We start from the raw sequence: 25913 nt of genomic DNA on the forward strand, positions 1-25913 counted from the left end.
CCGACACGGTCGTCTCCCACGATCGCGGCTCGGATAGGTCGCACCACGGGCAAAGGCATCTCGGGCAACCTTTCTCGCTATTACCCTGCCCCCCTGCTTTATCTTGTGGTCGTCCTGCTATTTTCCGCCAATGTGATCAACATTGGTGCCGACTTAAGCGCGATGGCTGATGCGCTCAACCTTCTGATCGGAGGGCCTAGCTCGGTCTATGTCCTGGGGTTTGCGCTGGTCAGCGTGGCGGCAATCGTGTTCCTCAAATACAGCCGTTACGTGAAAATCCTTAAATGGACCACGCTTAGCCTGTTCGCCTATGTCGTGGCGATGTTCGCTGCAAACGTTCCGTGGCGCGAAGCGGCAAATGGGGTGTTGATTCCGCACGTCGAATGGAACGGCACGTTCTTCACGACGCTGCTTGCCATCTTGGGCACAACCATTTCTCCCTACCTGTTTTTCTGGCAGGCTTCGCAAGAGGTCGAGGAGGAAAAGCTCGATCCTTCCGCCAAGCCCCTGAAATGGGCACCGTGGCAGGCTCGAAAAGCGTTCGGGCGGATTCGCGCTGACACACTGGTTGGGATGGCCCTGTCCAACCTTATTGCCATCGCCATCATCTTCACCACTGCTGCGACGCTCAACAAGGCAGGGGTAACCGATATCTCCTCTTCCACGGACGCGGCGAAGGCATTGGAACCGGTGGCCGGCAAATTCGCCTTCATCATCTTTGCGGCCGGAATCATCGGTACCGGGTTACTGGCCGTTCCGGTGCTCGCGGGATCGGCCGCCTTCGCAGTCGGCGAGGCCCTACACTGGAAGGTTGGCCTGGCCCGTGAACCGAAGGAGGCAGTGGCTTTCTATGGGACGCTTACCATAGCCGCGGCTCTTGGCACCGGCATCATGTTCACGCCAATCGACCCGATCAAGGCGCTTTATTGGAGCGCCGTAATCAACGGCATCTGCGCGGTGCCGGTGATGGTCGTAATGATGCTTATGGCTGGCCGGGCCGACATAATGGGAGACTTCCCCATACGAGGGTGGCTCCGTTCCCTGGGGTGGCTCTCGACCGTAGCCATGACGCTATGCGTCGTTGGTTTGGCGGCTCAGTGGCTACTGTGACCGCTTTCGAATTCCGGGAGCGGTGGATGAGCAAGCCGATAGAGAAACGGCCTGTCAGCTATGACGCTGAGGTCTGGGCAAAAAAATATGGCCCGACGCTCAAGCAGGCCAAGACGATCATCAGTTCAAACGGCTGTGACGTTGGCGCTGCCGCATTCATTCGCGTTTGGTAATGAGGGGCATTAGATCGCCAGCCCGCCGACGGCCGACACCTGGTGGCGTGCCTTGAGGTATCTCACTTCATGGAGTAGCGAATTCCAATAGGTGCCGATCAGCACCATACTGGTCGCCGCTCGCATAGAAGGCACAAGGCCGCGTTTGACCTTGACGCACAAGCCGACGGCATTCGTTCCGGCGACTTCGCCACACCCGAGGCGAAATTCCTGCGCGGCTGGCCTGCTGCTGGCGGCCGGAACTGGCGGTCACGCCACGCGTTCTCCAAAGATCTTTCGGCAATGAAGATTGGGAGCGCGCTATGGGCCTGTTTACGAAGGACATCAAGACAATGGACGATCTGTTCCTGCACGTTTTGCAGGACATCTACTATGCTGAAAAACAGATTCTGAAGGCGCTCCCCGATATGGTTGAAAAGGCCACCAACCGGGATTTGACGGCGGCTTTCAAAGCCCACCTCGCCGAGACGCAAAAGCACGTCCAACGGCTGGAGCAAGCCTTCGAGCTTATCGGTGAAAACCCGAAGGGGACGACCTGCCCGGCGATCGATGGCATCATCAAGGAAGCCAACGGGATCGCAGGCGAGGTTGCCGAGAAGAAAGTGCTCGACGCCGCCCTGATTGCCGCCGCACAGGCCGTCGAGCATTATGAGATTGCCCGCTACGGAACTCTGATTGCGTGGGCTCAGCAGAGCGGCAACGAAGCCGTCGCCCGACTTCTCACTGCGACCCTCAACGAGGAAAAGGCGGCCGACAAGAAGCTCACCACCATCGCCGAACGGAAAGTCAACGAGAAGGCGTCGACTTGATCGATGCGCTTGGGGACGCTTGCATGAACGCGCGCGCTGAACTCACCCGATCCCTTTGGATGAAGGTCGACGTCTATCCCGATGCGCCGAAATTCTCGGGCAAGAAGAGCTGTGACACGGTCATCATAGGAGCGGGGATCGCCGGACTGTCGATCGCTCACGAACTGGCCAACATCGGCCAGAAGGTCATCGTCATCGATCGCGGAACGATCGCCGGCGGTATGACATCGCGAACCACGGCGCATCTGGCGCCGATCTGTGACGATGGGCTCAGCGCGTTGATCAACCTGCGGGGTGAAGACGTTGCAAGGCTGTTCCAGCAAAGTCAGGAGGCCGCGGTCGCCCGCATCGAGGAAAACGTCTCGGAGTTACGGATCGACTGCAATTTTCGCAGGTTGGACGCGTTTCTGTTTCCGGCGATGGGTATCGACCCCAAGGACGCCCGCGATCAACGCCAGCAAGAATTCGATGCGGCACGAAAGGTCGGGGCCGCTGTCGAACTGGTAACTGGCTTGCCGCTCAAGGGCTTCGAGGAGGCGCCGGTCCTGTGCTACCCCAACCAGGCGACTTTCCATCCGTTGAGATATCTGCGTGGGCTTGCGGGATCGATCCGCGAAAGCGGCTCCCTCATTTTCGCCGACAGCGCCGCGACCTCCGTCGAGGAACTGCCCGAGGACGGCGTGCGAGTCTCCACCGAGAACAGCGGCGTGATTGAAGCGGGATCGGCCGTCGTCGCCACGAACTCGCCGATCAACGATCGCTTTCAGCTGCACACCAAGATGTCGCCCTACCGGACCTACGCGATTGCTTTCACATTGCCGAAGGGTGCGCTCCCCGATGCGTTGTTCTGGGACACGGGCGATCCTTACCACTACGTCCGAATGAATCCCGGTCCCGGCTCGGTTGACCATCTGATCGCAGGCGGAGCCGACCACAAATCCGGCGAATCCGACGACGGCGACATTCGTTTCGAGGCAATCGAGGCCTGGATAAGAGCGCTCGTGCCAAGCTTGGGCAAAGAGGTCACGCGCTGGTCGGGGCAGGTTCTGGACACCATCGACTATTGCGCCTTCATCGGCCTCAATCCCGGCAGCAAGTCGGTCTATGTCGTCACCGGCGATTCCGGCCAGGGAATAACGCATGGCGCGCTGTCCGGCTTGCTGGTGAAGGATATGATTTCGGGCAAGGAGAACCCGTGGGCCGAGGTCTACGACCCGTCGCGCAACACACCCTCCGGAGTGATCAACTATGTTCGTGAAAACCTGTCCGCGGTCAAAAATCTCGCCGGCTATTTGCTTCCGGGTGACTTGAAGTCACTGGCCGAGCTTGCCCCTGGCCAAGGCGGGGTCCTGCGGGACGGACTGCGCAAGATCGCAGCCTGCCGCGATATGGCTGGAAAGCTCTATCTGAATTCCGCCGTCTGCACGCATTCTGGATGCGAGGTGGCCTGGAATTCCACCGAGCAGTGCTGGGACTGCTGCTGTCATGGCTCCCACTTTGCTCCCGACGGCACCGTGCTCAACGGGCCGGCCGTTGGTCGTCTCAACCCCGTGGACGCACCGGCGGGAGGAACATGATGCCCATACTCGAGCCCGGCAAAATATTCGTCGAGAAGATCACCGGCTGGCAACGACCCTCAAGCGACGAGCTCGGTCGGCTGGTGCGCCAGCGCAAGGCCAATGCATTCCGCTTCGAGGACGACGGCATCATCCCCAATCATCCCCACTGGCCGTTGGTCGTCTATCGCGGCGTCGTAAAACTGCCTGCCGAATTCGATCCGGCTGCAATCTTCGAGGAGCTCTTCGAGCGCAACAACTGGAAGGGGTCCTGGCGAAACGGCATCTACGATTATGCGCATTACCATTCCCGCATACATGAGGTTCTTGGGGTCGCTCGCGGATCGGCAAAGGTGCAGTTCGGAGGCAAGCGCGGCCGCACGCTCACCATCAAGGCGGCAGACGTCGCTATTTTGCCAGCAGGCACTGGTCACCAGTGCCTCGCGGCGAGCGAAGACTTTCTCGTGGTTGGCGCCTACCCGCCCAACGGCACATACGATGAATGTTCTAGGAGCGAGGACCATGCCCACGCCGTCAAGACCATTTTCAAGGTCGCTAAACCGCGACAGGATCCCGTCTACGGTCGCAGCGGTCCGCTTTTCGACATCTGGAAAGCATTTCGGTAAGCGCTGAGCGCTTCCGCCCATTTCCTCTGGATGCCTCGATGGCGGGCGGACAAAGGACCGCGCCAATGCACTTCGCCTAAGGAGCAACTGGCTCTGATCGCCGTTAAGACGGACAGAGATTATGCAATGGACATCAACGTTCCCAGGAAAGACATAGGCCTTGACGAGCGACGTAAGCGCCGCAGGCTGCGCCGCGAAAAGCAGCGCGCAGAGAACGTGGGGCGCGCGGAAAAAATGCACCTCGCACGGCTGGCGGGCAAAGGGCCCGGCCGCCATTCGACCGAGTTGGCAAACTCCGCCTATGTCGGCTGCTCCGGATGGTTCTACTGGAAATGGCGCGGAAAGTTCTATCCGGCTGAGATGCCAACCTCCGAATGGTTTACTCATTATGCGCAGCAGTTCGACACCGTCGAAATAAACGCATCCTTCTATTCCTGGCCGACCGTCGCGAATGTGAAAACCTGGCTTCGTCAGCCCGGAACGCGGGCGTTCGTTTACACCATAAAAGTCTGTGAGCTGATCACGCACGTCAAGAGATTCGGGGATACCGAAACCCTGGTAAAAGATTTTGGACTAATCGGCGATATCCTTGGCAAGCGGATGGGCTGCTTTCTCTTCCAGCTTCCGCCAAGCTATCGCTTCACCGAGGAGAGGCTCCGCGCCATTCTGAGCCAGCTCGACCACACGCGACGCAACGTTGTGGAATTTCGTCATGCCAGCTGGTGGAACGAGACCGTCTATTCCGCCTTCCGCGAGAGCGGCACGATATTCTGTTCCTGCAGCGGTCCACGGCTTCCGGACGTTCTGGTTCGCACAGCCAACGATATTTACCTCCGAATGCACGGTCCGGAGCGCTGGTACAGGCACGCCTATTCCGAAGGCGAGTTAGCCGAATGGGCCGAGAGGATCAAGAACAGCGGCGCGCGGAGAGCCTGGGTTTATTTCAACAACGACTATGAAGGCTTTGCGCCCGGCAACGCTTTGACCATGCGCCGGCTGCTTGATCAAACAGGCTTCGATCAAGCTCCGTCCGAAGTGGAATGTTTCCGTGGCGGCTCCGTCATCATAGTATGAGATCCGCGTCCGATGAACCCGCCAACAAAGCGCAGTTCCTGCAAATGCCAGATAAGGCGGTGCGCACGTCCAATCGTTTCGGGCGCTTTCCTACGTTGGCTCGGTTCCCGCTGTTGCTCTGCGTCCGCTCGGTCGGTTCAGCTTTCGAGCACCAGCGATGCTTTCACCAATTCCACTGCTGCAGCACGCCGCTCCGGGCCGGCTGCAGCCTTCAACGATCCTGCCGCGCGCCTGATCCACCGCGAGCGCCAACAACCGTCGATAAAGGCCCAAGCCGATACGCGCGAAAAATGACGGTGGTGTTGGCGGGCGGCAGGTCGAGCCCGTCTCAATGATATTGGCCGCCCTCGCCATAGGCGAAGGCGACCATCGCGTCTTCATTTTCAGCAAAGGAAAAGCCCGCGTCGCCGCGGGCTTACTGATGGCTGCGTATCGGACACTCAGGCTTTGTCGACGAGGTTCTTCACCGCGTCTTTGACCTGACCCTTCGCAACCTGCCCCTTGCCCTTGGTTTCCTGGACTTTGCCCTTGGCCTGTTCTTCGTGGTTGTCCACGGCCTTGCCTACAGCCTGGCGAGCCTTTCCAGCGACTTCGTTGGCCTTGCCTTTAACCTTGTCCGACGTGCTTCCCATGACCAGCTCCTTCTTAATTCAGGCAATCACTCGGTTAAGGAATTTACGCCTCGACAATTGGTTCCACAGCGACTAGCCGCAAGCTACCGGTCGGCTTGAGTGGGAGACCGGCGCTGAAGTTAGACCTCAGCATCGGACGCGCTGACCGAGACGGACGTTGGATGCGCACGGGTCGACCGCAAAGGAGAGAATGCGGCAACAGCCGCATGCCAGCCTTTCGCGGCCGGGCCAAAGCCGCCACTCACCGCTCCCCCTTACCGGCCCTCAGCTACCTGGCTCTGGGACATCAAGTATATGGCGGATGCCCTCGCCCCTCCACTCCGAATCCGATGCCTGGTTATAGCCAGATCGAAATCAGAACGAGGGTCACGCTTTCTGTTCCGCCGCCAGCCGGAGCCAACGGAACCTAATTCACCCGGCCCTGTTTCGGAGTGAGCGGCCGAAGAGGACACACATATGAAATCAAAATCATCGCGGGACATGCCAGGTCCGAAACCCCGTAAGGACAAAGAGCGGATACCCGAGAGGCGGTGAGCAAGACGCCCGACAAAACCAATGATTGGGATCGCGACCTCGTTCATGGCGATGGTGAAAGCGCCGGGATAAAATCCGAGCAGGGCACGAACTCAAAATAATTCGGAGACGGGTACAGCAAGCTGGGTGGAAGTCCCCGCGCGACGCACTGTTTGCCCGCTTTGAGGCCTCGCTGCTCGGGGATAGACGAGCCCCATGATTTTCAGACTTACCTTCCTCGGCACCTCGGCCAGCGTTCCCTCTGCGGATCGCAATCACCCTGCCCTACTTGTGGAGGCAGGCGGCCACCGAATTTTGGTCGACTGCGGAGAAGGCACGCAGCGCCAGTTGCTGCGCAGCGGCGCCGGCTTGCGGCGGCTTCATCGCTTGCTCCTCACGCACGCGCATTTCGACCATATACTTGGGATCCCCGGCCTGTTCTCTACGCTCCGGTTGGGGCAAAGCGAGGAGCTCCTCACCGTCCATGGAGGCCCGGACACCCTCGACGTCGTCGTGCGCATGCTGGCCGGCCTGTGGGGTGAAGGACGAGCGCCGATCCCACTAAGGCTTGAGCCGCTGACGCCCGGTCGGTTTTTCGACGCGGATGAATTCACGATCGACTGCTTTCAGGTTCGCCACCGCGACACGGATAGCTATGGCTTCGTGCTCGAAACGCCCCCGCGCCGCCACCTTCGCGCCGATTACCTGGCGTCTCTGGGCGTGCCAAATGGTCCAATCAGGAAGGAACTGGTGGAAGGCCGGGCTATTACCCTGGCGGATGGCCGAACGGTTGCTTCCGAAGACGTGTTGGGTCCGCTGGAAGCAGGCAAGAAGCTCGTGATCATCGGCGACACAGAGTCCACCGATGGGCTGGCGGAACATGTCCGCGGCGCTGACCTTTTGGTGATCGAGGCCACCTTCCTGGACCGAGATGCGGCCATGGCGCGCGATTACGGACATCTCACGGCTGCGCAGGCGGCATCTCTGGCGACGACGAGCAATGTGAATCAGCTCGTTCTCACGCATATCTCCGGCCGATATGCCGACGAAGAAATCCTCGCGGAGGCCGTGCGGGCATTTCCGAACAGCCGGATTGCGGCTGATCTCGACGTGCTCACCATATAACCGCTACGATGACATTCAGGATAGGCATCATCTCCGACACCCACGGCCTGCTGAGGCCGGAGGCGGAACGACACCTGGCCGGGGTCGACCACATCATCCATGGCGGGGACATTGGCAGTCCTGAAATCATTGCCGCGCTGCAGCAGATCGCACCAGTCACCGCGATAAGAGGAAACGTCGATACAGCTGGGTGGGCTGCGACCTACGCCGACACCGCGTTGGTGCGGCTGGCAGGCCGAACGCTCTACGTCCTCCATGATCTAAAGACGCTGCAGGTCTCACCAGCGGCACTCGGTATCGACATGGTCGTGTCGGGTCACTCCCATGTGCCGAAACTCAAAACCGTTGACGGCGTGCTCTATCTTAATCCGGGCAGCGCCGGTCGCCGTCGTTTCAAGTTGCCGATCACGCTTGCGACGGTTGATATCACGCCTGACGGTCTACAGCCCGTCATTCAGGATCTCAGCAGCAGCTAATGCGCCGGCTCAAGGCGATCGCATGCCAAGCGTGACGGCCTCCGCAAGCCACCATCACCTCAAATTGGCTTCGTGAACCGGCCGAAATGGAGAGTTCGACAATGCCTTTTATGCGACTGACATCGAGGCGCTGACGTAACGTTTGGCGCGAGCAAGTTTTGCGCTCGCAGCCAACGCAAATTGGGCGTATCGTGGCATATCGTCGGTTGCTAATAAATGAGCCGGCGACTGAGAGCGCAAGACTCCCGCATCGGACTGGGCGCGCTCGAACCACAACTACTCGTTGCGCTCACGAGACCATCTGCCTCCGCCGAACCTCTTTTGCCCGGTTCCGCCCAGAATTGTCGTTTGCAATTCGGAAGAGGAGCGTTCCGATGCGGATTATTCAAAATCGTCGCACCTTCCTGGCCGGCGCTACGGCGACCGGCGCCGCAAGTCTCATCGGTGCAACGACTGAGGCCTGGGCCGAGGCGCCCCCGGAAACGGCTAGCGTGCGCCTGGGCCGCTGGGTAGGTGGCGCTTATTGCTGGGGTTCGCTCTATCTCGCCGGAGAATTGCTGCGCGCAGACGGCATAACCGACGTCCGCTACGTCCAAGGAGACACCAAGGTCGACAACACGCTGTGGCTCGGCGGCGGAGTGACGGATTTCGATTTCAACATGCCGACGATGCATATCCGGTCCATCGATGCAGGAGCACCTATCAAGATATTGACCGGCGTGCACATGGGTTGCTGGGAGTTGCGGGCCAGCGACAGAGTCAACGGCGTTGCTGACCTGAAGGGCAAGCGGGTGGGGATTTGGGCCCTGAACGACCACCCACACGTATTCCTTAGCCTGATCGTCAACTACGTTGGGCTGGATCCCGGCCACGACATCGAATGGGTCGTGGGGCCCTCGCCGATGCAGGATTTCATCGACGGCAAGGTCGATGCCTTCCTCGCCGACACCAGCGCGTTCTCGAAGGTCCGTTCCGATAAGATAGGCCACACGATTGTCAGTAACTTGGTCGACCGTCCATGGTCGGAATATTACTGCTGCATGGTCGCAGGCAGGGCGGACTATGTAGAAAAATACCCGCTGGCGACCAAGCGTGTACTGCGAGCCATCCTCAAGGCTGCAGATTTCTGTGCGTCCGACCCGACCTCGGCGGCGCGTGCGCTGGTCGATCGCGGCTTTCTGCCGAGCTACGACCTTGCACTGACGACCCTGCAGAATACCGCGCACGACAAATGGCGGGCCTATGATGCCGAGGATTCGGTCCGCTTCTATGCGCTCCGCATGAAGGAGACGGGCATGATCAAGTCGAGCCCGCAGACAATCCTGGCCGCCGGCACGGATTTCCGTTTCCTCAACGAGCTAAAGCGAGAGCTGAAGATGTGAGCATCTGACACGGGTCAGCGTTCTCGGTGTCACACTGGCCAGTATTTGGAAGGGAGGTTCCCATGCGTACCCAATGCGCCGGACGGTTCAGCCGACGGAGGCTCCTGCGTGGGATAACGCTGGCGGGGACAGCGGGGCTTCTGGGCTGGCACCCCAGACGAGCCGCTGCCGAGCCACCACCTGAGACGACGCGGATCCGGCTCATCCGGATTCCTAGCATCTGCCAGGCCCCCCAGTATGTAGCCGAAGAACTGCTGCGAAGCGAAGGGTTCACCGAGGTGCACTACCTCCAAAAGAGGGGGACCGCAGACATCGCGCCGGCTCTCGCCTCCGGTGAAGCCGACCTCAGTGCGCATTTCGCCGCCCCGCTCCTTCTCCACCTGGAGGCTGGGGATCCGATCGTCATCCTGGCTGGTCTCCACGTCGGCTGCTTTGAGCTGTTCGGGACCGATCGCGTCCAAGCAATCCGCGACCTCAAGGGGAAGACCGTGGCTGTGCCGTCGCTGGATTCCAGCCGATACGTCTTCCTCGCCAGTATGACGGCTTATGTGGGCCTGGACCTCCATACGGACATACACTTCGTCACGCATCCGGGCCCCGAGTCCATCCGGCTCCTAAGTGAGGGGAAGATCGACGCCTATCTGGGCTTTCCCCCGAACCGCAGGAGATGCGGGAGCAGCAGATCGGCCATGTAGTGATTAGCAGCACCGTGGACCGGCCCTGGTCGCAATACTTCTGCTGCATGCTGGCGGGGAACCGGGAGTTCGTCCGCACGAATCCGGTGGCCACCAAACGCGCCCTCCGCGCCATCTTGAAAGCGGCGGATTTCTGCACCAGCGAGCCCGAGCAGTCCGCCCAGTTCTTGGTGGAGCAGGGCTATACTAAGCGCTATGACCATGCCCTCCAGGTCATCAAGGCGATCCCCTACGGTTGGCGTGAGTATAGCGCTGAGGACACCCTGCGCTTCTACGCCTTGCGCCTCCGCGAGGTCGGGATGCTCAAGAGCACCCCCCAAAAGCTCTTGGCCCAAGGCACCGACTGGCGTTTCTTCAACGAACTGAAGCACGAGCTGAAGACCTGACTAGGCAGCGAGCCCCGTGCCATTTTCAACGCGAGGAAGAACCCCATGCAAATCATCCAGAACCGTCGCCACTTCATGGCCGGTGCTGCGGCAGCAGGCGCTGCAGGTCTCATCGGCGCAACGACTGACGCTTGGGCCGAGGCACCCCCTGAAACGACCTCCGTTCGCTTGCCGCGGTGGATCGATGGTGCCTATTGCTGGGCAGGGATGTACCTGGCCGGAGAGCTCCTCAAAGCGGAGGGCTTCACCGACGTCCGCTACGTGCAGGGGGATGAGAAAGTCGATCAGGCGGTGTGGATTGCGCGCGGCGACACGGATTTCAGCATGAACTACGCGCCGGTCCATGTCGCGTCGATCGACGTCGGCGTGCCAATCAAGGTGCTTGGCGGTCTGCACTCCGGGTGTCTCGAGCTGATCGCCAACGACAACATCCAAGGCATCCCGGATCTCAAGGGCAAGCGGGTGGGCATGCATGACATCGATGCGCCGTCGCGCGTGCTGGTTGCCCTGATGGCCGCCTATATCGGACTGGATCCCGACAACGACTTCGAATGGGTCGAGGAAAGCAAGCCGGTGGAAGCCTTCGCCGACGGAAAGTTCGATGCATACCTCTTCACGCCGCCGGAGACGCAGCAACTGCGTGCCAAGAAAATCGGCCACACGATCCTCAACACAACCATCGACCGCCCGTGGTCACAGCACTTCTGCTGCATGACCTCGGCCGCTGCGGACTACGTGAACAAGTACCCGGTGGCGACCAAGCGCGTGCTCAGGGCGATCGTCAAGGGCGCCGACCTCTGCGCGTCGGATCCCGCATGGAGTGCAGGGCAGATGGTCGAGCGAGGTTTCGTCGACAGCTACGAATACGCGCTGCAAACGCTGAGCGACACGCGGTACGACGTCTGGCGGGACTACGACGCCGAAGCCTCGATGCGCTTCTACGCGCTGCGCATGCAGGAGACGGGCATGATCAAATCGAGCCCACAGCAGATCATCGCCAGCGGCACCGACTGGCGTTTCCTTAAGGAGCTCAAGCGCGAGATGAAGACATGAGCCGCTGGCCGACGCGCGCGTTGTTGCTCCTCGCCCTCGTCGCTGCGCCTGCGCATACCTCTGCGCACGACGCGTCAGCGCACGCGGGGGACAGCGAGCGCCTGCCCATGATGGGCACTGCACCGGATTTCACGCTGATATCGCAGGACCACAAGCCGGTGTCGCTGCGCGACTTCCGCGGCAAGGTGGTCGCCATTGCATTCATCTATACGTACTGTACCGAGGTCTGCCCGATGCTGACCGCCCATATGGCCAGCGTGCAGGAGAAGCTGGGCTCTACGTTCGGATCGAAGATCGACTTCGTTTCGATCACTGTCGACCCGGAGCGCGATACCCCCGATGTCTTGAAGGAATATGCGCACAATTTTGGCGCCGATCTGAAGGGCTGGTCGTTTCTTACCGGCGACCCGGCGATTGTCCATGAGGTTGGACGGAAATATGGGGTCATCGCGAAGAAGGTGGCGAACGGAGATGTCGACCATACCTTGTTGACGTCGCTCGTAGACCCGAATGGCATCTTGCGAGTACAGTATCTTGGCGTCCGGTTCGACTTGGAGGAGTTCCGGGATGACCTTGTCAGCCTCTTGGACGAATCCAAATAGCATAACGAACCGGCTCGTTGGCTGGGTTGCCCGGCTGCCGGCGCGCGTCCAGACCAAGCTCTTGATCGCATTCCTGTCGATCGTCGGCCTGCTGATCGTGCTCGGGGCCGTCGGGTTGCAGGTGCTGAGTGGGGTCAACGATCAGACCAACGAGCTGATCAAGCTGCAGCGCAGGATCGCAGCCTACCGCCAGGTACAGCACGATACGACCACCCAGCTCTATGGCATCTCCACCGCCCTGTTGCTTCAGGACGACCGGATGCTGGACGCGGCGCTGCGCCAGCTCAATCAGTTCGGCTACGACCTCGACCGCATGGAGTTCGTCGCCAAAGCCGAGGTGGAAGTGCTTGGCCAAGTCAGGCAAGAGTACGAACGAGTGACGGCCGGGGTGACGCACGTGGTAGAACTCGTCCGCGCCGGCCGTACTGAGGAGGCGCGCAAGGTTCAGCTTGATGAAATCATACCGTCGGCTGATCGCCTCGAGCGGCTGACAAACCAGCTGGTCAACATGGCCGAAGCCGACATGTTGGCGGCCATCGAAACGACCGAGAGTGCGTACGGCACGTCCAGACTGATCGTGGTTTCGTTTGCCGTGGGCAGTATCCTTTTGGCGTTGGGCCTCGGTTACATCATCTCCTGGTCGTTGATCGAACCGGTCAAGAAAATCGAAGCGCGTCTCAGCCAGATAGCGGCCGGCGACTTCGCCCAACAGGTTGCCGTCGCCAATCGCGACGAACTTGGAGTGCTCGCCGCTAACCTCAACCAGACCTCCGACCAGCTGGGGCGCCTGTATCAGGAGATCGAGACGCGCACCCAGCAGCTCGACGAGGCGCTTCAGCAGCAGACGGCCACTGCAGACGTCCTGAAGGTCATCAGCCGCTCTACCTTCGATCTGCAGGTCGTGCTCGATACGTTGGTGGAATCGGCTGTCAGGCTCAGCCGTGCCGACAAGGGTGGTATCGTGCAGTTGCTTGATGGCGAGTTCCGCTATGTGTCGACCCATGGCTACCCGCCCAGCTTCCGTGCTTATGTGGAGGCCAATCCAGTTCCGGCACTTGCCGCAGGCCGAGGCTCCGCCGTAGGGCGCGTAGTCGAAGAACGGCGGATCGTGCAAATCGAAGACGTGATCACTGATCCGGAATACCGCGTTGCGTTGATCGCTGAGGCAGGCGGGTTTCGCACCGTCCTCGCTGCCCCGCTCATGCGGGAAGGTGATCTCGTTGGTGTATTCGTCATGACGAGGGTTGAGCAGCATCCTTTCAATCCCAAGGAGATCGCGCTCGTCGAGACATTTGCCGACCAAGCCGTGATCGCCATCGAGAATGCGCGGCTCTTCGAGGCGGTGCAGTCACGCACGCGCGAGCTTGCCGCGTCTGTTGGTGAACTCGAGGCGCTTGGTGAGGTGAGCAAGGCGGTCAATTCGACGCTGGATCTCGACACGGTGCTGAAAACGATCGTCGCCAAAGCGGTCCAGTTGTCGGAGACGGATGCTGGCACGATCTACGTGTTCAGCAGCACGCGGCAGCAATTCCGTCCGCGCGCAAACTTCGGTATGAGCGATGAGCTTATCGCCGCAGTCTCACACCAGACGATCGGGCTGGCCGATATGGGGATCGGCGACGCGCCCGGACGGTGCATGCCGGTACAGTTTCCCGACCTCAGCAAGGAAACCTCCTCCTTCCTTGTGAGAAAGACGATCGTCGACGCCGGATATCGCGGTATCCTGATCGTTCCGCTGCTGAGGCCCAACAAGATCGTTGGTGCACTGGTCGTCAGGCGCCACAAGCCAGGTGCCTTCCATGAGCAAGTTGTCCACCTGATGGAGACCTTCGCAGCCCAATCGGTGCTCGCGATCCAGAATGCCAAGCTGTTCCGCGACATTGAGGAGAAAGGCCAGGAGCTGGAGGCAGCCAGCCGCCACAAGTCCCAATTCCTGGCGAATATGAGCCACGAGCTCAGGACACCGCTCAATTCAGTTCTGGGCTTCACAGAACTGCTGGTCGACGGCATCTACGGAGAACTCCCCGACAAGGCAAAGACGACCGTCGCGCGCGTGCAGGCAAACGGCCGTCACCTCCTCGGGCTCATCAACGACGTACTCGACCTTTCCAAGATCGAAGCCGGCCAGCTCACGCTGGCGATCGAGGACTACTCCGTCGCGCAGATTGTTCGCTCGACCGTTACGGCTGTCGAGCCGCTGGCACGAGCGAAGCGTCTTGAGCTTTCAACGACTGTTGCCGAGAACCTTCCAATCGGCCGCGGGGACGAACGCCGTTTAACGCAGGTTCTGTTGAATCTTGCAGGCAATGCCGTGAAGTTCACCGAAACGGGTGCGGTCGACATTCTTGCCGATGTGGTCGACGGGCACTTCGAGATCACCGTCCGAGACACCGGTCCCGGCATCGCGTCCAAGGACCAGGCCCTCATCTTCGAAGAATTCCAGCAGGTCGACAACAGCAGCACCAGGCAGAAGGGTGGCACAGGTCTTGGCCTGGCGATCTCGAAGCGCATCGCCGAAATGCATGGCGGAACCATAGACGTCGAGTCCGTGATCGGGTCAGGGTCGACATTCCGTCTGAAAATACCGATCCGGATGAATGAGGACGCGAGGGCCGCATGAGCAAACGAATCCTGATGGTGGAAGACACCGAGGACAACCGCCAGATCATCCGCGATCTCATTGCCACCACCGAATACGAACTGATCGAGGCGACGGACGGCGCAGCCGGCATCGCTGCGGCGGGAGCGCACAGGCCAGACCTGATCCTTATGGACATCCAGCTCCCGGTGATCGACGGGTATGAAGCGACCCGCCGCATCAAGGCCGACCCGGCGCTCCGGCACATTCCGATCATCGCCGTCACATCCTACGCGTTGTCGGGCGACGAGGCGAAAGCCCTTGCTGCTGGGTGCGATGGTTACATTGCCAAGCCATTCAGTCCGCGCCAGCTGCTTTCCGAGATTCGCGGGTTCCTTTCTTGAGGGAGGCAGCGCCTTGCACGATCCGCCTCGCATTCTCGCGGTCGACGATACTCCGGAAAACCTTGAGATCCTGCGCATGCGCCTCGAGGCGAATGGTTACGAAGTTGCAACCGCCGCCGATGGTGAAGAGGGGCTTGCGAAAGCCCGCGAACTCACGCCTGATCTGATCCTGCTCGACATCATGATGCCGAAGCTCGACGGCATCAGTGTGGTCCGCATGCTCAAGCACGATCAATCGCTGCGATCGATCCCCGTTGTTCTTGTCACCGCGAAGGCCGATACGCGCGACCTAGTCGAGGGGCTGGACGCTGGTGGCGACGACTATCTGACAAAGCCCTTCGAGCACAGGGCGCTGCTAGCGCGGGTGCGCTCGATGTTGCGCCAGAAGGCGCTTCACGACATTGTCGCGAGCCAGGCCAAACGCCTTGAGCACCAAGCCGCGCAACTTTCCGACTGGAACCGCTCGCTCGAGCAAACCGTGGCTGAGCAGGTGACGGAACTCGAGCGAATGGCGCGGCTCAGGCGGTTCCTGCCCGAACAGGTCGCCGACCTCATCGTTGCGGCGGGCAATGGAGATGCGCTCTTGCAGAGCCACCGCCGCGAGGTGACGGTTGTGTTTTGCGATTTGCGCGGCTTTACGGCCTTCGCAGAGACCGCCGAACCCGAAGAAGTAATGACAGTTCTGGCGGAGTATCATTCCTGTCTTGGCGAACAAATTGTCCGCCACGAGGGGACTCTTGAGCGGTTCGTGGGCGACGGTATCGTCGTGGTTTTCAACGATCCGCTGCCATGTGCCGACCACAGCGAGAGAGCTGTCTCAATGGCTGCCGCAATGCGCGACGCGATTGACGAGCATTCAGAGCGATGGCGCAAGCGGGACTATTTGCTTGGCTTTGGGATCGGCATTGCCAGAGGCCACGCAACCATCGGGCGCATCGGTTTTGATCAGCGCTCGGACTATGCCGTCATCGGCACTGTGTCGAACCATGCCGCCCGTTTATGCGAGGAGGCCAAATCGCGCCAGATTCTTGTTAGCCAACGGGTCGTCGGAGCTGTTGAGTCGCTGGTCGAATCCGTTCCTGTTGGCGAACTGACGCTGAAGGGCTTTCGCCGCCCGATGCCTGCCTATGAAATCGTGCGGTGGATCGGTCGGCCAAGCTAGTAGGCGCCCTCCGCCTCTTTCGGACGATGCGTCGCGTCGAACCACCGGCACAAAAGCAGCCCAACCATTGACCGATCTCGAAATCGCCGCAACAGGCAGAAAGTGGTCGTTCCGCGAGTGGCAACCAATGGCAGCCTAAATTAGAGGCGCAAACGAGCCTCCTCACCTGTACACGCCGATGTCTGCTTTTGTGATGCGGTTACGACCTCTCAACACGACCGCGATGAGGCGCGCCGCTAGCGCCGGTGGCCGCCAGACGGAACCACACAAATGCGGTGTTTTCGACCCCGCATTTGTAGTACTTTTTGCCCTCGCTAGATCTGGCTTCTCGCCGAAAGCGGTTCGAGGTTGAGGGCAATGCTTAGAGTCGTAGACAATCCCTTGACCGTTCTGTCGAACCGGGAGCGGATGATAGCGGCAAAGTTCGCTCAGGGGATGACATATCGTGAAATCGGCGAGATGTTCTTCATAGCGCCGGCCACGGTTCGGACCCATCTGTCGGCGATCTATCGGAAACTCGACGTTCGCTGCAAAGTGGCGCTCGCTGCGTTGCTTGCGGATCGCCGCCTCCAAGGACTCGACCAGTCACCATTCGAACGCCCTTCGACAGACCGGTGGGGGCCGCCTGTCGTCGCAGTTCTCCCGTTTGACAACCTCGGTGGAGAAGAACGGTGGACGCGTATCGCGGAAGGGTTGTCGGCGGACATCATCGTTGATCTCGCCCGTTACCCCGACTTGGGCGTGATAGCCCGCCAGACAATGCTCTCATACAAGGAGCGGCGCGATGATGTTCGATCCATCGGACGAGAGTTGAGTGCCGACTATGTGATGGAAGGAACCGTGCAAGCGGAGGGCCAGCGGGTACGCATCTGGGTGCAACTCGTCGACTCCCGCACAGGGGTCGATGTTTGGACAGCGCGTTATGATCGGTTTGCAGAAAACCTGTTTGCGATGCTGGACAGCGTGACCGAAAACGTCATCAATGTTCTTGCTACTTGCCACGGTCAACTCGCCAACCTGCGACGCGATGCAGTGCGTCGGAGGCCACCAACAAGTTTGCAAGCCTATGATTGCTACCTGCTTGGCCTTGAGCAGAAGCACCTTTTCACCCGAGCTTCGAACAAGGAAGGGATACGGCTACTGACGCGTGCAGTCGAGCTTGATCCGGGTCTTGCAAGAGCCTGGACCGCGCTGGCTCTTGCGCATGCTGTGGACGCTTGCAACGGGTTTTCCGATGATGTTTCTGTCTCGATTGAGAGCTGGAGCGCATGTGTCAAGCAAGCTTTGGCCCTCGATCCGGCCGATATTTACGCAAGAATAATGCTCGCTGATCTTCGGGCTTTGCAGGGCGACATCGACGCTGCTGTCGAAGAACATGACCGAGTGTTGGCGTCGTCCCCAAATAACGCTGACATACTTGCCTTGCTTGCAGGAAGCTTGGCTCTGGTTGGGAGCGATGCCAAGCATGGCTACGAATTGGCCAAGCGAGCGATCCGGCTAAATCCTAATGTTCCGTGGTACTTTGGAATGTTGGGGCGCTGCTGCTTTGTCCTTGGCCTGTACCGGGAATCGTTGGTTGGGCTGCGTCGGTCCCCGTCCGACTCGCCTGCCACGCTTCTGTTCTTTGCAATGGCTCATGCGATGCTTGGTGAAACCATGCGGGCCACCAAGATGGCTGCGCGACTGAAGGACGAGTTCCCGAGCTTCACTCCCGAATTGTTCATCAACACGTACCCGGTCACCAATCCAGCGGCCATTGCCGCAATCAGAGAGGGCTCTCGGCGTGCGGGTCTATCGTAACTTCTTTCCGTTTCTGAGGCCGGCAGCTTTCCTGAGCCAGCAGCCTTAGCACAAGCGGCGAATGACCGCTCAAAGGCGCGAAGTTGCCCTCCACAATATGGGGCCGGAGCGTCGATGTCCGATGGTGGGGATGCCCGAGCACCACAATGCTGCGCAATGACGTTAGATCACGGCTCTCATCCACGCCAGGAAAGGGCTCCACCACCCCGTCGGACCGTGCTGCATCCAGACGACATAAAAGCTGTAGCCCGGCAGAGACATTGGATGCGCCTTGGTGAGGGAGCCGTTTTCCAGTTCGCGGCCGACCACGACACTTAAAATCGCAATGGCTAGCCCGGCGACAACCGCTTCGATCGCATGCAGTTCCTCGCAAAAGTTCAAATCCCAGGCTTGTCCGGGGATCGGCTAGCACTAGCTCGTTGAACGGGTAGCTTCTGGGCTCGGCATGGTGTCCGTAAGTTTGCGAGCGGCCAAAAACATTATCGTGTACGCGGTTTTCCGCCGGTCCCAACCCGCAGCCGCGGTTCTGTCCAACAAATCGTCTAGAACCGGGTCGAGCGCGACCTTCAGTTCCGCTTCGTAGTTCAGATCGGTGGCCGCGTGTGACGGCGGCGGAATCACGTTGAAGTTCGTCACGTTCATGGCTCTATCCATTTGTCAGGTGCCCGCGCCTCATGGGCGCGGACACCGCCGTTTCTCGTCAGAAATCCATGCCGCCACTCGGCATTGCCGGCACCGCGGGTTCCTTCTTCGGCTTCTCGGCAACCATCGCTTCCGTCGTCACCAACAGGCCGGCAACCGATGCCGCATCCTGAAGTGCGGTCCGCACCACCTTCACCGGATCGATGACGCCCTCGTTGTAGAGGTCGCCAAACGCGTTGGTCTGTGCGTTCCAGCCCCAGCCGAATTCCGGCCTCTCGCGTAGCTTGCCTACGATGATCGATCCTTCCGCGCCGGCATTCTCGGCGATCTGTCGCACGGGCGCTTCGATCGCGCGGCGCACGATCTCGACACCGTGCTTCTGGTCCTCATTCTCGGCCTGAACCCTGTCCAGTGCCTTGGCCGCACGCAGAAGCGCCACGCCGCCACCCGGTAATACGCCTTCCTCGACCGCAGCGCGCGTCGCATGCATGGCATCGTCTACGCGGTCCTTGCGCTCCTTGACCTCGACCTCGGTCGAGCCGCCGACCCGGATGACGGCGACACCGCCGGCGAGCTTGGCTAGCCGCTCCTGCAGCTTTTCCTTATCGTAATTGGAGGTCGTCTCCTCAATCTGCGCCTTGATCTGGCTAGCGCGGCTCTGGATTTCGCTCTTCGAGCCGGCCCCGTCGACGATGGTGGTGTTCTCCTTTTCGATCACCACCTTCTTGGCGCGGCCGAGCATCGCCAGCGTGACATTCTCAAGCTTGATGCCAAGATCTTCCGAGATCGCGGTCCCGCCGGTGAGGATGGCAATATCCTCCAGCATCGCCTTGCGACGATCCCCAAAGCCGGGCGCCTTGACGGCAGCGACCTTCAGGCCACCGCGCAGCTTGTTGACGACCAGTGTCGCCAACGCTTCGCCCTCCACATCCTCGGCGATGATCAGCAGCGGCTTGGATGACTGAACGACAGCCTCCAGCACCGGGAGCAGTGCCTGCAGATTAGACAGCTTCTTTTCGTGGATAAGCACATAGGGCTCTTCCAACTCGACACGCATCTTGTCCTGGTTGGTGATAAAATACGGGCTGAGATAGCCACGGTCGAACTGCATGCCTTCGACGACTTCGAGTTCGGTCTCGGCGGTCTTGGCTTCCTCGACCGTGATGACGCCCTCATTGCCGACCTTTTGCATGGCTTCCGCAAGGAAGCGGCCGATCTCGGCGTCGCCATTAGCCGATATCGTACCAACCTGGGCGATCTCGTCATTTTTGGTGATCTTGCGGGCATTGGTCTTCAGCTCAACCACGATGGCTTCGACGGCCTTGTCGATGCCGCGCTTCAGGTCCATCGGGTTCATGCCCGATGCAACCGCCTTGGCGCCTTCGCGAACGATCGCCTGGGCAAGCACGGTCGCGGTGGTGGTGCCGTCGCCGGCGATGTCGTTGGTTTTCGAGGCAACCTCGCGGACCATCTGCGCGCCCATGTTCTCGAACTTGTCCTCAAGCTCGATTTCCTTGGCGACGGTGACGCCGTCCTTAGTGATGCGCGGGGCGCCGAACGACTTGTCGATGACGACGTTGCGGCCCTTGGGGCCGAGGGTCACCTTCACCGCGTCCGCGAGGATGTTGACGCCGCGCAGCAAGCGCTCGCGGGCATCGGAATGAAATTTGACTTCCTTGGCAGCCATTGGATCACTCCTTGTCTGGGCAGTTTTCATTGACTTGATTGAGGGTTCTATCGAAGCCCCGGTCAGGCGGCCTTCTTGACCGCCGCAGCATTCTCGATCACGCCCATCACGTCGCTTTCCTTCATGATGAGCAGGTCCTCGCCGTTGAGCTTGATTTCAGTGCCGGACCACTTGCCGAACAGAATGCGATCGCCCGCCTTGACGTCGAGAGGCGTGAGCTTGCCGCTCTCATCTCGCGAACCAGGTCCGATGGCGATGACCTCGCCCTCCTGCGGCTTCTCCTTGGCGGTGTCGGGGATGATGATGCCACCGGCCGTTTTTTCATCGGCCTCGACGCGGCGGACCAGGATACGGTCATGCAATGGACGGAACGCCATATCGTTCTCCTTCTGGACAAACAGATTTTTGAGGTTCTTCCACACCGGACCGGCAATATCGGATCGGTGCGGGGTGCGGCGACCCCTCGCGGGCATCGCGCGCATATCGAGCTAGTTCTGCGACTTTTCGGTTTCAAGAGGTTCGGCAGAATTTTTTGGCACTCGCACCAATCGAGTGCTAGTGCCATGAAAACATGTGGCTAATTTGGATTACAGCCGCGCATTCCCGCTTGAATTTTCCCGACGAAGGAACAAGATAATCCAAGCCTTCGCCGCCGGCGATGGCGTCAAACCGGAGTCTGACAAAGGAGCTTTTGGAAAGACGGAGGACCACGATGGACCGACACAATCCCAAGCCGATCAACCTTTCTCTTGTTCCCGAAACATCCGACCTCGCGCTCGACCGTTTGTTGTCGCCGGCGCGCCATTTCACCCATCCAGACGACGTCCTTAAGGAGGATACGCTCGACATTCAGGAGAAGCGGGCGATCCTCTCGTCCTGGGCCTCGGATGCCTGCGCGGTGGAATCCGTTCCGACGCTGCGCCGACCGCCGGGAGCCGAGCAGACGATCTCCTTCGATCAGATCATGGATGCCCTATGCCGGTTGGACAACGCAAACCGCCCGATCCCGGCTGAGAGTGGCCACAGGCACATGTCTGACCGCCTGGACGCCTGATGTCGCAAGTCAAGGAGACGCATATGGTCACTGCGGTCAGCAGGGAATTCCGCCTGCAGATGGAAGGCTACGGCCTGACCACGGCCGAAATCCACTACCATTTTCCTGACCACCCGAGCCTGCTCCAGCTCTATGTCTGGCAGGAATACGATCTTGCGCCGAACTTCCCGGAGCTGAAAGGCTTTCTCGACTATTGGGAAAGCGAGCTGGACGGCGCGCTGCACTCCGTGCGCGTCGCCCACCACCGGCTGATCAAGCCGTCGGAATGGCGCGCCGTCGACGGGGTCATTGCCATCCAATGAAGCTCATCTCGGGCCGCAGGGCGCCGATCATCCGTGGTTGGCTTGACTTGCGAGGAGCGCGCGCTGCCGGCAGAACCAACCCAGCCCGCCTTGCCGCCCTGAGGAAGGCCTTGTGCGCATCGCGTGCGCTGCGCCATCCGTCCAGCGCGTCACGGCAGGCGCGCGCGGCAGCACGCCAACTCCCTCCGCGCGCCCAATGGGGCCACTGCTGGTCCAGGCATTCCAGTGCCTCGAAGCTGCTGGCGACCTTGCGCGAGGCGGGGGGGAAAACGAACGTCGTTCATCACTTCCTCCGTTTTTGATGTCTTTTGCCAGCAAGCAATCGCCCTGCTCGTAACGCCAAGACGTGGAGCTCTTGCCGCATCGGAGCGCTCAATCGTCCTCGTCGGCATCAAGGAGGTCGATCAGTTCGGCAACGCGCGTGCCCGGCAGCGGCCGTCCTTCGCCCATCAGCGCCTCGTCGCCGTTGAGCCAGCCCCAGGCCTCACGCAGTTCCTCGAACGAGGCGCCGGTGGACAGGATATCGGCGATGAGCGTTTCGTCGATCGGCCCAAGGACCGAGACAACGTCCTTACGTGTCATTACTCATCGTTTCCTCCGTCCATGCCCGGAAACGGACGCCACCACGGGCTTCTCAATGACGACCCCATCTGGGTCAAGGGCGTATGGCTAGCTGCTACAGGACATCGCATCCATGGGCTGGTCGCCCGGTCCCGATCCGCATCGGCAGGAAGCCTATCTGGCGGGGGCAATTTCTTCCTTGCCAACTCGCATCCCCAGCCAGCGCTCCAAGGACTGGCGCTTCGTCGTGGTTTCAGATGATCAGAGAGATCAGAGACCATGTCGCTCTCCGCTGTACTGATCCTTTTCGCGATCGACCGGATGCTGCGGCGGTACGGAGACCGTTGCTTCGAATTTCAGGCATCAGTTTCCAAAGAGTGGTCCGCGCCAATCTTCGGTCCTGTCATCCATGACGGTGCCACGGGGACATCCTCGATAACCCCGACCCTGCGAGCCCAAGTCGTAAAGGTTTTGTGTGCCGCCTCGACAGACTTCCCGCCGTCGTAAGCGGAACAGCACGTTTCAGATGCCGCGGCGTGAAGAAGGCCACGTCTTTCGACCGCCCATTCCTCAAGGAACTCTATGGCATCCATAACACAGTCGATCCTTCGGAGAACGAAGCCGTCGTCCCTCACAAAAATCGGCTGCTTGAACGTTCCACTTTCCATAGCAACCTCCTTCTGGCCGTGGAGCGCATACGAGACCCACTCAGCGGGAATAGCCGTGCAAGGACACGCACAATTTCGCTGTGACGCGATGGGGTCACAGAAAAAATATTGGAAGTGCCTCTTGTGAGTTCAAGAGAGTGGCACACCGGGTTTCCACCCTTCCGCGGCGGTTTGACTGGCTTCCGATTCAAATGACCCTCCGTCCGAAGAAATCCGCAGTGCCGGCTAGCCGCGCCCAATTCATTTTCCTTTGGCTCGCGGCTTGCCGCCCTGAACCGAGGCGGAGGAATCTGGTCTGGGCTTCCTGTCACGAAGACAATGACCATGCCCTTGCCGCGCCACAGTTCCGATGCGATCTGAGTGGCGTTCTGCATCATTGTATCCCTCCCCGATTGGCGAAGGACGGCGGCGGCTCAAGCCGCCGCCACCACAACTGCCTCAGTGCTTGATTTCGATGCGCTTCGCCTGGGACTGCGCTTTCGCGGTCTTCGGCAGCGTGACCGTCAGTACACCGTTCTTGAAGCGGGCGTCTATCTTGTCCTCCTCGACCTCGTAACCGAGGCGGATACGGCGCTCGAAGCGGCCGTAGTAGCGCTCCGAGAACTGCCTGTCCTTATCTTCCATCTCCGAGCGCTTCTCGCCCTTCAGCGTCAGCACGCCATCGTCGAGCAGGACCTCGATGTCCTTTTCCTCCAGACCGGGTACTTCGGCGGTCACCTTAACCGCCTTCTCGCCGTCGGAAATCTCGACGCTCGGCCAGCCGCCGCCGAAGGAAGAAGCCCTGCCCAAGGCCGGCAGGCTGGAATCAAAGCCACGGAACACGTCGTCGAACAATCGATTCACCTCGCGATGCAAGGACAGGAACGGATCGCGATCATTGTCTCGAAAGACGCTCGGAAGCTGGTCGCCATTGCCACGGCTCCACGGAATAAGATCACGGACACTCATATGTCGTCTCCTTCTGTTCGGTCATGGATTACAATACTTTCCGGCGCGCCGGGCCTATCGTCCGGCGCCTTGTCCAGTCGGTCACCGGACAGCGTCAGGCAGCCCGGGTGTCGGCCTCGATCTGCCTCGCCTCGGCTTTCGGCTTTGCCTTGACGCTCCCGATTTCGATGCGGCGCGGCTTCATCTCTTCAGGAATCTCGCGCTTGAGATCGATCGTCAGCAGACCGTTCACGAGGCTGGCGTTCACGACCTTGACATGGTCAGCCAGTTCGAACCGTCTACGGAAGGCCCTTTCGGCAATGCCGTGGTGCAGGTATTCGGCATTGTCTTCCGCGGGCTTCTGGCCGGACACCATGAGCATGTTGTGCTCCTGGGTGATGTCCAGCTCATCCTGCGAGAAGCCGGCCACCGCCATGGTGATGCGGTAGTCGTCCTCCCCTTTTTTGGCGATATCGTAGGGAGGCCAGTTGTCGACTGTCTCCACACGGCTCGCGGATTCGAGCGCGTTCAACATTCGGTCGAAGCCGATGCCCGACCGGAACAGGGGGTGAAGTCGAAAGTGTTTCTCATAGCCACATCCTCCTTTGAGCAACATGGGTACAAGCTTGCTGTCGGACGCTTTCTTGCATCCGTCCGACAGGCCGGTCCCCTAAATGGGCCTCCGGCATTTTACGATTTAGTTAGGCGATTTCGCCATTCAAGGCCTGAAAAGGCAGTTTGCCAGCTCAGTCCGGTCGGGAAGGTCCTGGCTGGAATGCCAAGGCGGAGAGGTATCGATCTTCAAGACTATGCCGCGCCACGGGATTGCGGCGCATTGCGGCTGGCGATGCGGGGCGGCGGCCGAATGGCCGTCGCCCCGAGGTCGATTGCTTATCAGACGTGCAACGGTCTCCCCGTGGTTTTGACTGGCATCATCGTTCCGTCTTCCACCAGGATGTCCTTCTTCCTAGCGAACCGCACAAGAATGCCGCGCGCGGTCTCTGCGTCGATGTCGCCGGCCAGCGCGGCTTTGCAGGCGCGGATCGCCGCCTTTTGCTCCGGACTGTTGCCACACCAATCCGTGACGAACTGGTAGGCATCGACAACGGAGTTCAACTGCCGCGGAAAACCAAGCCCGACCCAGACGCGAACGGGCTTTTCGAAAGGCTGGGAAAGCATCATTTCCTCCCTCCGAAACAGTCAGGCGGCAATGCCGCCGGTCTGGCCCATCTTCGCGCCGGCCATCCAGGGCATCGCCGTGACGCCATCCTCGAGGATTTTCACCGACCGGGCAAAGCCGGCGAACGCGTCGCGGGCGACTTGCAAAGGCACGCTGCCGTCGAAGGCGCGGCAGCATGCCCGCTTCGCGGTCTCATAGATCACTCCGCGCCGGTGCGAAGGCCATTCATCGAGGAAATCGAAGGCTTCCTCAAGGCAGGCTATTTCCTGAATGAGACCTTCCGCGGCTCTCACGAACAAAGGGCTTTCGAATGTTCTCTCGCTCATAGAAACCTCCAATTCTTTGAACGATTTCGGGTTGTTGACGATGGTCGCCCCAACGAACGGCGGCGACCTGCGAAAAATATGTGAAGGTCGATTTCCAGCGTCAAGACCGGATGATCACAGTCGCAAAAATTTCTGGGAACCTAGCTCTCGATAATGTCGCAAGCGAGTTCACGGGGGTCTTCGTCGAGCGTGCCGATGAGCGCCGACGACTCGCCAAGCGTATCTGCCAGTAGGTAGTCCATTCCATTAACGAAAGAGCCAAGAACAAATGCCTGGCCTCCAGCCCGCGTTTCACACTGCCCTTTATGCGATTTTCGAAGCACACAAATCGGACACGGATAGGTAGGTTCCCGTGTTTTCGACGCGGTTGACGTCGATAGCCCTCACCCCCTTCAGCGGCTCCGGCCGAG

The 25913-nt window shown here is 60.1% G+C and carries 31 protein-coding genes; 19 read left to right on the forward strand and 12 right to left on the reverse strand.

Annotated elements, in window-relative coordinates; translation table 11 throughout:
* Positions 1–57 precede the first annotated feature (57 nt).
* From EJ073_RS14430 to EJ073_RS14450, 6 genes are all read left to right on the forward strand, one after another.
* Positions 58–1110 (forward strand): divalent metal cation transporter, encoded by a 1053-nt coding sequence (locus EJ073_RS14430; RefSeq protein WP_348627269.1) that lies wholly within the window; start codon positions 58–60, stop codon positions 1108–1110.
* Between the two features lie 26 nt (positions 1111–1136).
* Positions 1137–1283 carry a hypothetical protein gene (locus EJ073_RS31560; RefSeq protein ID WP_189375164.1) on the forward strand — a complete coding sequence of 49 codons (147 nt, stop codon included), beginning with the start codon at positions 1137–1139 and terminating at the stop codon, positions 1281–1283.
* Between the two features lie 302 nt (positions 1284–1585).
* On the forward strand, positions 1586–2092 hold the full coding sequence (locus tag EJ073_RS14435; RefSeq protein WP_126056321.1) for a ferritin-like domain-containing protein: 507 nt from the start codon (positions 1586–1588) through the stop codon (positions 2090–2092).
* A gap of 23 nt (positions 2093–2115) precedes the next feature.
* The gene (locus tag EJ073_RS14440; protein ID WP_126056322.1) at positions 2116–3669 is read left to right on the forward strand and encodes an FAD-dependent oxidoreductase; all 1554 of its coding nucleotides are present in this window, start codon (positions 2116–2118) and stop codon (positions 3667–3669) included.
* Positions 3669–4274 carry a cupin gene (locus EJ073_RS14445; protein WP_126056323.1) on the forward strand — a complete coding sequence of 202 codons (606 nt, stop codon included), beginning with the start codon at positions 3669–3671 and terminating at the stop codon, positions 4272–4274. The genes EJ073_RS14440 and EJ073_RS14445 overlap by 1 nt, the downstream gene beginning before the upstream one ends.
* A gap of 126 nt (positions 4275–4400) precedes the next feature.
* Complete coding sequence (locus EJ073_RS14450) at positions 4401–5348, forward strand: DUF72 domain-containing protein (RefSeq protein WP_126056324.1); 948 nt, start codon at positions 4401–4403, stop codon at positions 5346–5348.
* A gap of 440 nt (positions 5349–5788) precedes the next feature.
* Here the strand turns inward: EJ073_RS14450 and EJ073_RS14455 are convergent, their stop codons facing one another.
* On the reverse strand, positions 5789–5980 hold the full coding sequence (locus EJ073_RS14455; protein WP_126056325.1) for a CsbD family protein: 192 nt from the start codon (positions 5978–5980) through the stop codon (positions 5789–5791).
* 732 nt (positions 5981–6712) lie between these two features.
* Between EJ073_RS14455 and EJ073_RS14460 the strand changes: the two genes are divergently transcribed.
* The 11 genes from EJ073_RS14460 to EJ073_RS14505 all read left to right on the forward strand — a co-directional run bounded on the left by EJ073_RS14460 (position 6713) and on the right by EJ073_RS14505 (position 18156).
* Entirely contained in the window at positions 6713–7618 is a 906-nt protein-coding gene (locus EJ073_RS14460) for a ribonuclease Z (protein WP_126059228.1), read from the forward strand.
* An 8-nt stretch (positions 7619–7626) separates the two neighbouring features.
* Entirely contained in the window at positions 7627–8094 is a 468-nt protein-coding gene (locus tag EJ073_RS14465) for a metallophosphoesterase family protein (protein WP_126056326.1), read from the forward strand.
* A 374-nt stretch (positions 8095–8468) separates the two neighbouring features.
* Complete coding sequence (locus tag EJ073_RS14470; RefSeq protein WP_126056327.1) at positions 8469–9476, forward strand: ABC transporter substrate-binding protein; 1008 nt, start codon at positions 8469–8471, stop codon at positions 9474–9476.
* A gap of 62 nt (positions 9477–9538) precedes the next feature.
* On the forward strand, positions 9539–10171 hold the full coding sequence (locus EJ073_RS31565) for an ABC transporter substrate-binding protein (RefSeq protein ID WP_190233857.1): 633 nt from the start codon (positions 9539–9541) through the stop codon (positions 10169–10171).
* Positions 10144–10557 carry a hypothetical protein gene (locus EJ073_RS31570; protein WP_190233858.1) on the forward strand — a complete coding sequence of 138 codons (414 nt, stop codon included), beginning with the start codon at positions 10144–10146 and terminating at the stop codon, positions 10555–10557. Before EJ073_RS31565 ends, EJ073_RS31570 begins: the two co-directional genes overlap by 28 nt.
* 45 nt (positions 10558–10602) lie before the next feature.
* A complete protein-coding gene (locus tag EJ073_RS14480) occupies positions 10603–11610 on the forward strand; it encodes an ABC transporter substrate-binding protein (RefSeq protein ID WP_126056328.1) in 1008 nt (335 codons plus the stop codon).
* The gene (locus tag EJ073_RS14485) at positions 11607–12212 is read left to right on the forward strand and encodes an SCO family protein (protein WP_126056329.1); all 606 of its coding nucleotides are present in this window, start codon (positions 11607–11609) and stop codon (positions 12210–12212) included. Before EJ073_RS14480 ends, EJ073_RS14485 begins: the two co-directional genes overlap by 4 nt.
* On the forward strand, positions 12178–14832 hold the full coding sequence (locus EJ073_RS14490) for a GAF domain-containing protein (protein WP_190233859.1): 2655 nt from the start codon (positions 12178–12180) through the stop codon (positions 14830–14832). Before EJ073_RS14485 ends, EJ073_RS14490 begins: the two co-directional genes overlap by 35 nt.
* 14 nt (positions 14833–14846) lie before the next feature.
* A complete protein-coding gene (locus tag EJ073_RS14495; protein ID WP_245455603.1) occupies positions 14847–15194 on the forward strand; it encodes a response regulator in 348 nt (115 codons plus the stop codon).
* A gap of 13 nt (positions 15195–15207) precedes the next feature.
* A complete protein-coding gene (locus EJ073_RS14500; protein WP_126056332.1) occupies positions 15208–16356 on the forward strand; it encodes a response regulator in 1149 nt (382 codons plus the stop codon).
* 381 nt (positions 16357–16737) lie between these two features.
* Positions 16738–18156 carry a LuxR C-terminal-related transcriptional regulator gene (locus EJ073_RS14505; RefSeq protein ID WP_245455605.1) on the forward strand — a complete coding sequence of 473 codons (1419 nt, stop codon included), beginning with the start codon at positions 16738–16740 and terminating at the stop codon, positions 18154–18156.
* Between the two features lie 162 nt (positions 18157–18318).
* On the opposite strand, the gene EJ073_RS14510 is transcribed toward EJ073_RS14505, so the two are convergent.
* From EJ073_RS14510 to EJ073_RS14525, 4 genes are all read right to left on the reverse strand, one after another.
* Positions 18319–18537 (reverse strand): hypothetical protein, encoded by a 219-nt coding sequence (locus EJ073_RS14510; RefSeq protein ID WP_189375525.1) that lies wholly within the window; start codon positions 18535–18537, stop codon positions 18319–18321.
* 30 nt (positions 18538–18567) lie between these two features.
* Positions 18568–18798, reverse strand: coding sequence for a hypothetical protein (locus tag EJ073_RS14515; protein WP_126056334.1), 231 nt, complete (start codon positions 18796–18798; stop codon positions 18568–18570).
* Between the two features lie 58 nt (positions 18799–18856).
* Entirely contained in the window at positions 18857–20485 is a 1629-nt protein-coding gene (gene groL / locus EJ073_RS14520; RefSeq protein ID WP_126056335.1) for a chaperonin GroEL, read from the reverse strand.
* A 62-nt stretch (positions 20486–20547) separates the two neighbouring features.
* The gene (locus EJ073_RS14525) at positions 20548–20862 is read right to left on the reverse strand and encodes a co-chaperone GroES (RefSeq protein ID WP_126056336.1); all 315 of its coding nucleotides are present in this window, start codon (positions 20860–20862) and stop codon (positions 20548–20550) included.
* Between the two features lie 335 nt (positions 20863–21197).
* Between EJ073_RS14525 and EJ073_RS14530 the strand changes: the two genes are divergently transcribed.
* Both EJ073_RS14530 and EJ073_RS14535 read left to right on the forward strand, forming a co-directional pair.
* The gene (locus tag EJ073_RS14530) at positions 21198–21539 is read left to right on the forward strand and encodes a hypothetical protein (protein ID WP_126056337.1); all 342 of its coding nucleotides are present in this window, start codon (positions 21198–21200) and stop codon (positions 21537–21539) included.
* Positions 21540–21562: 23 nt separating this feature from the next.
* A complete protein-coding gene (locus EJ073_RS14535) occupies positions 21563–21841 on the forward strand; it encodes an usg protein (RefSeq protein ID WP_126059229.1) in 279 nt (92 codons plus the stop codon).
* On the opposite strand, the gene EJ073_RS14540 is transcribed toward EJ073_RS14535, so the two are convergent.
* The 7 genes from EJ073_RS14540 to EJ073_RS14570 form a co-directional block, all read right to left on the reverse strand.
* Positions 21825–22067: a DUF982 domain-containing protein gene (locus EJ073_RS14540; RefSeq protein ID WP_126059230.1), complete on the reverse strand. Its 243-nt coding sequence runs from the start codon at positions 22065–22067 to the stop codon at positions 21825–21827. The genes EJ073_RS14535 and EJ073_RS14540 overlap by 17 nt on opposite strands.
* 146 nt (positions 22068–22213) lie before the next feature.
* On the reverse strand, positions 22214–22423 hold the full coding sequence (locus EJ073_RS14545; protein ID WP_126056338.1) for a hypothetical protein: 210 nt from the start codon (positions 22421–22423) through the stop codon (positions 22214–22216).
* A 335-nt stretch (positions 22424–22758) separates the two neighbouring features.
* Positions 22759–23070, reverse strand: a complete 312-nt coding sequence (locus tag EJ073_RS14550; protein WP_126056339.1) for a DUF982 domain-containing protein — start codon at positions 23068–23070, stop codon at positions 22759–22761.
* A gap of 438 nt (positions 23071–23508) precedes the next feature.
* Entirely contained in the window at positions 23509–24018 is a 510-nt protein-coding gene (locus EJ073_RS14555; protein WP_126056340.1) for an Hsp20/alpha crystallin family protein, read from the reverse strand.
* A gap of 94 nt (positions 24019–24112) precedes the next feature.
* Positions 24113–24613 (reverse strand): Hsp20 family protein, encoded by a 501-nt coding sequence (locus EJ073_RS14560; protein WP_245455607.1) that lies wholly within the window; start codon positions 24611–24613, stop codon positions 24113–24115.
* Positions 24614–24891: 278 nt separating this feature from the next.
* Positions 24892–25179, reverse strand: a complete 288-nt coding sequence (locus EJ073_RS14565; protein WP_245455608.1) for a DUF982 domain-containing protein — start codon at positions 25177–25179, stop codon at positions 24892–24894.
* A gap of 18 nt (positions 25180–25197) precedes the next feature.
* A complete protein-coding gene (locus tag EJ073_RS14570; RefSeq protein WP_126056341.1) occupies positions 25198–25503 on the reverse strand; it encodes a DUF982 domain-containing protein in 306 nt (101 codons plus the stop codon).
* Between the last annotated feature and the right edge of the window lie 410 nt (positions 25504–25913).

Source organism: Mesorhizobium sp. M4B.F.Ca.ET.058.02.1.1 (genome assembly GCF_003952505.1).
Classification (GTDB): Bacteria; Pseudomonadota; Alphaproteobacteria; order Rhizobiales; family Rhizobiaceae; genus Mesorhizobium.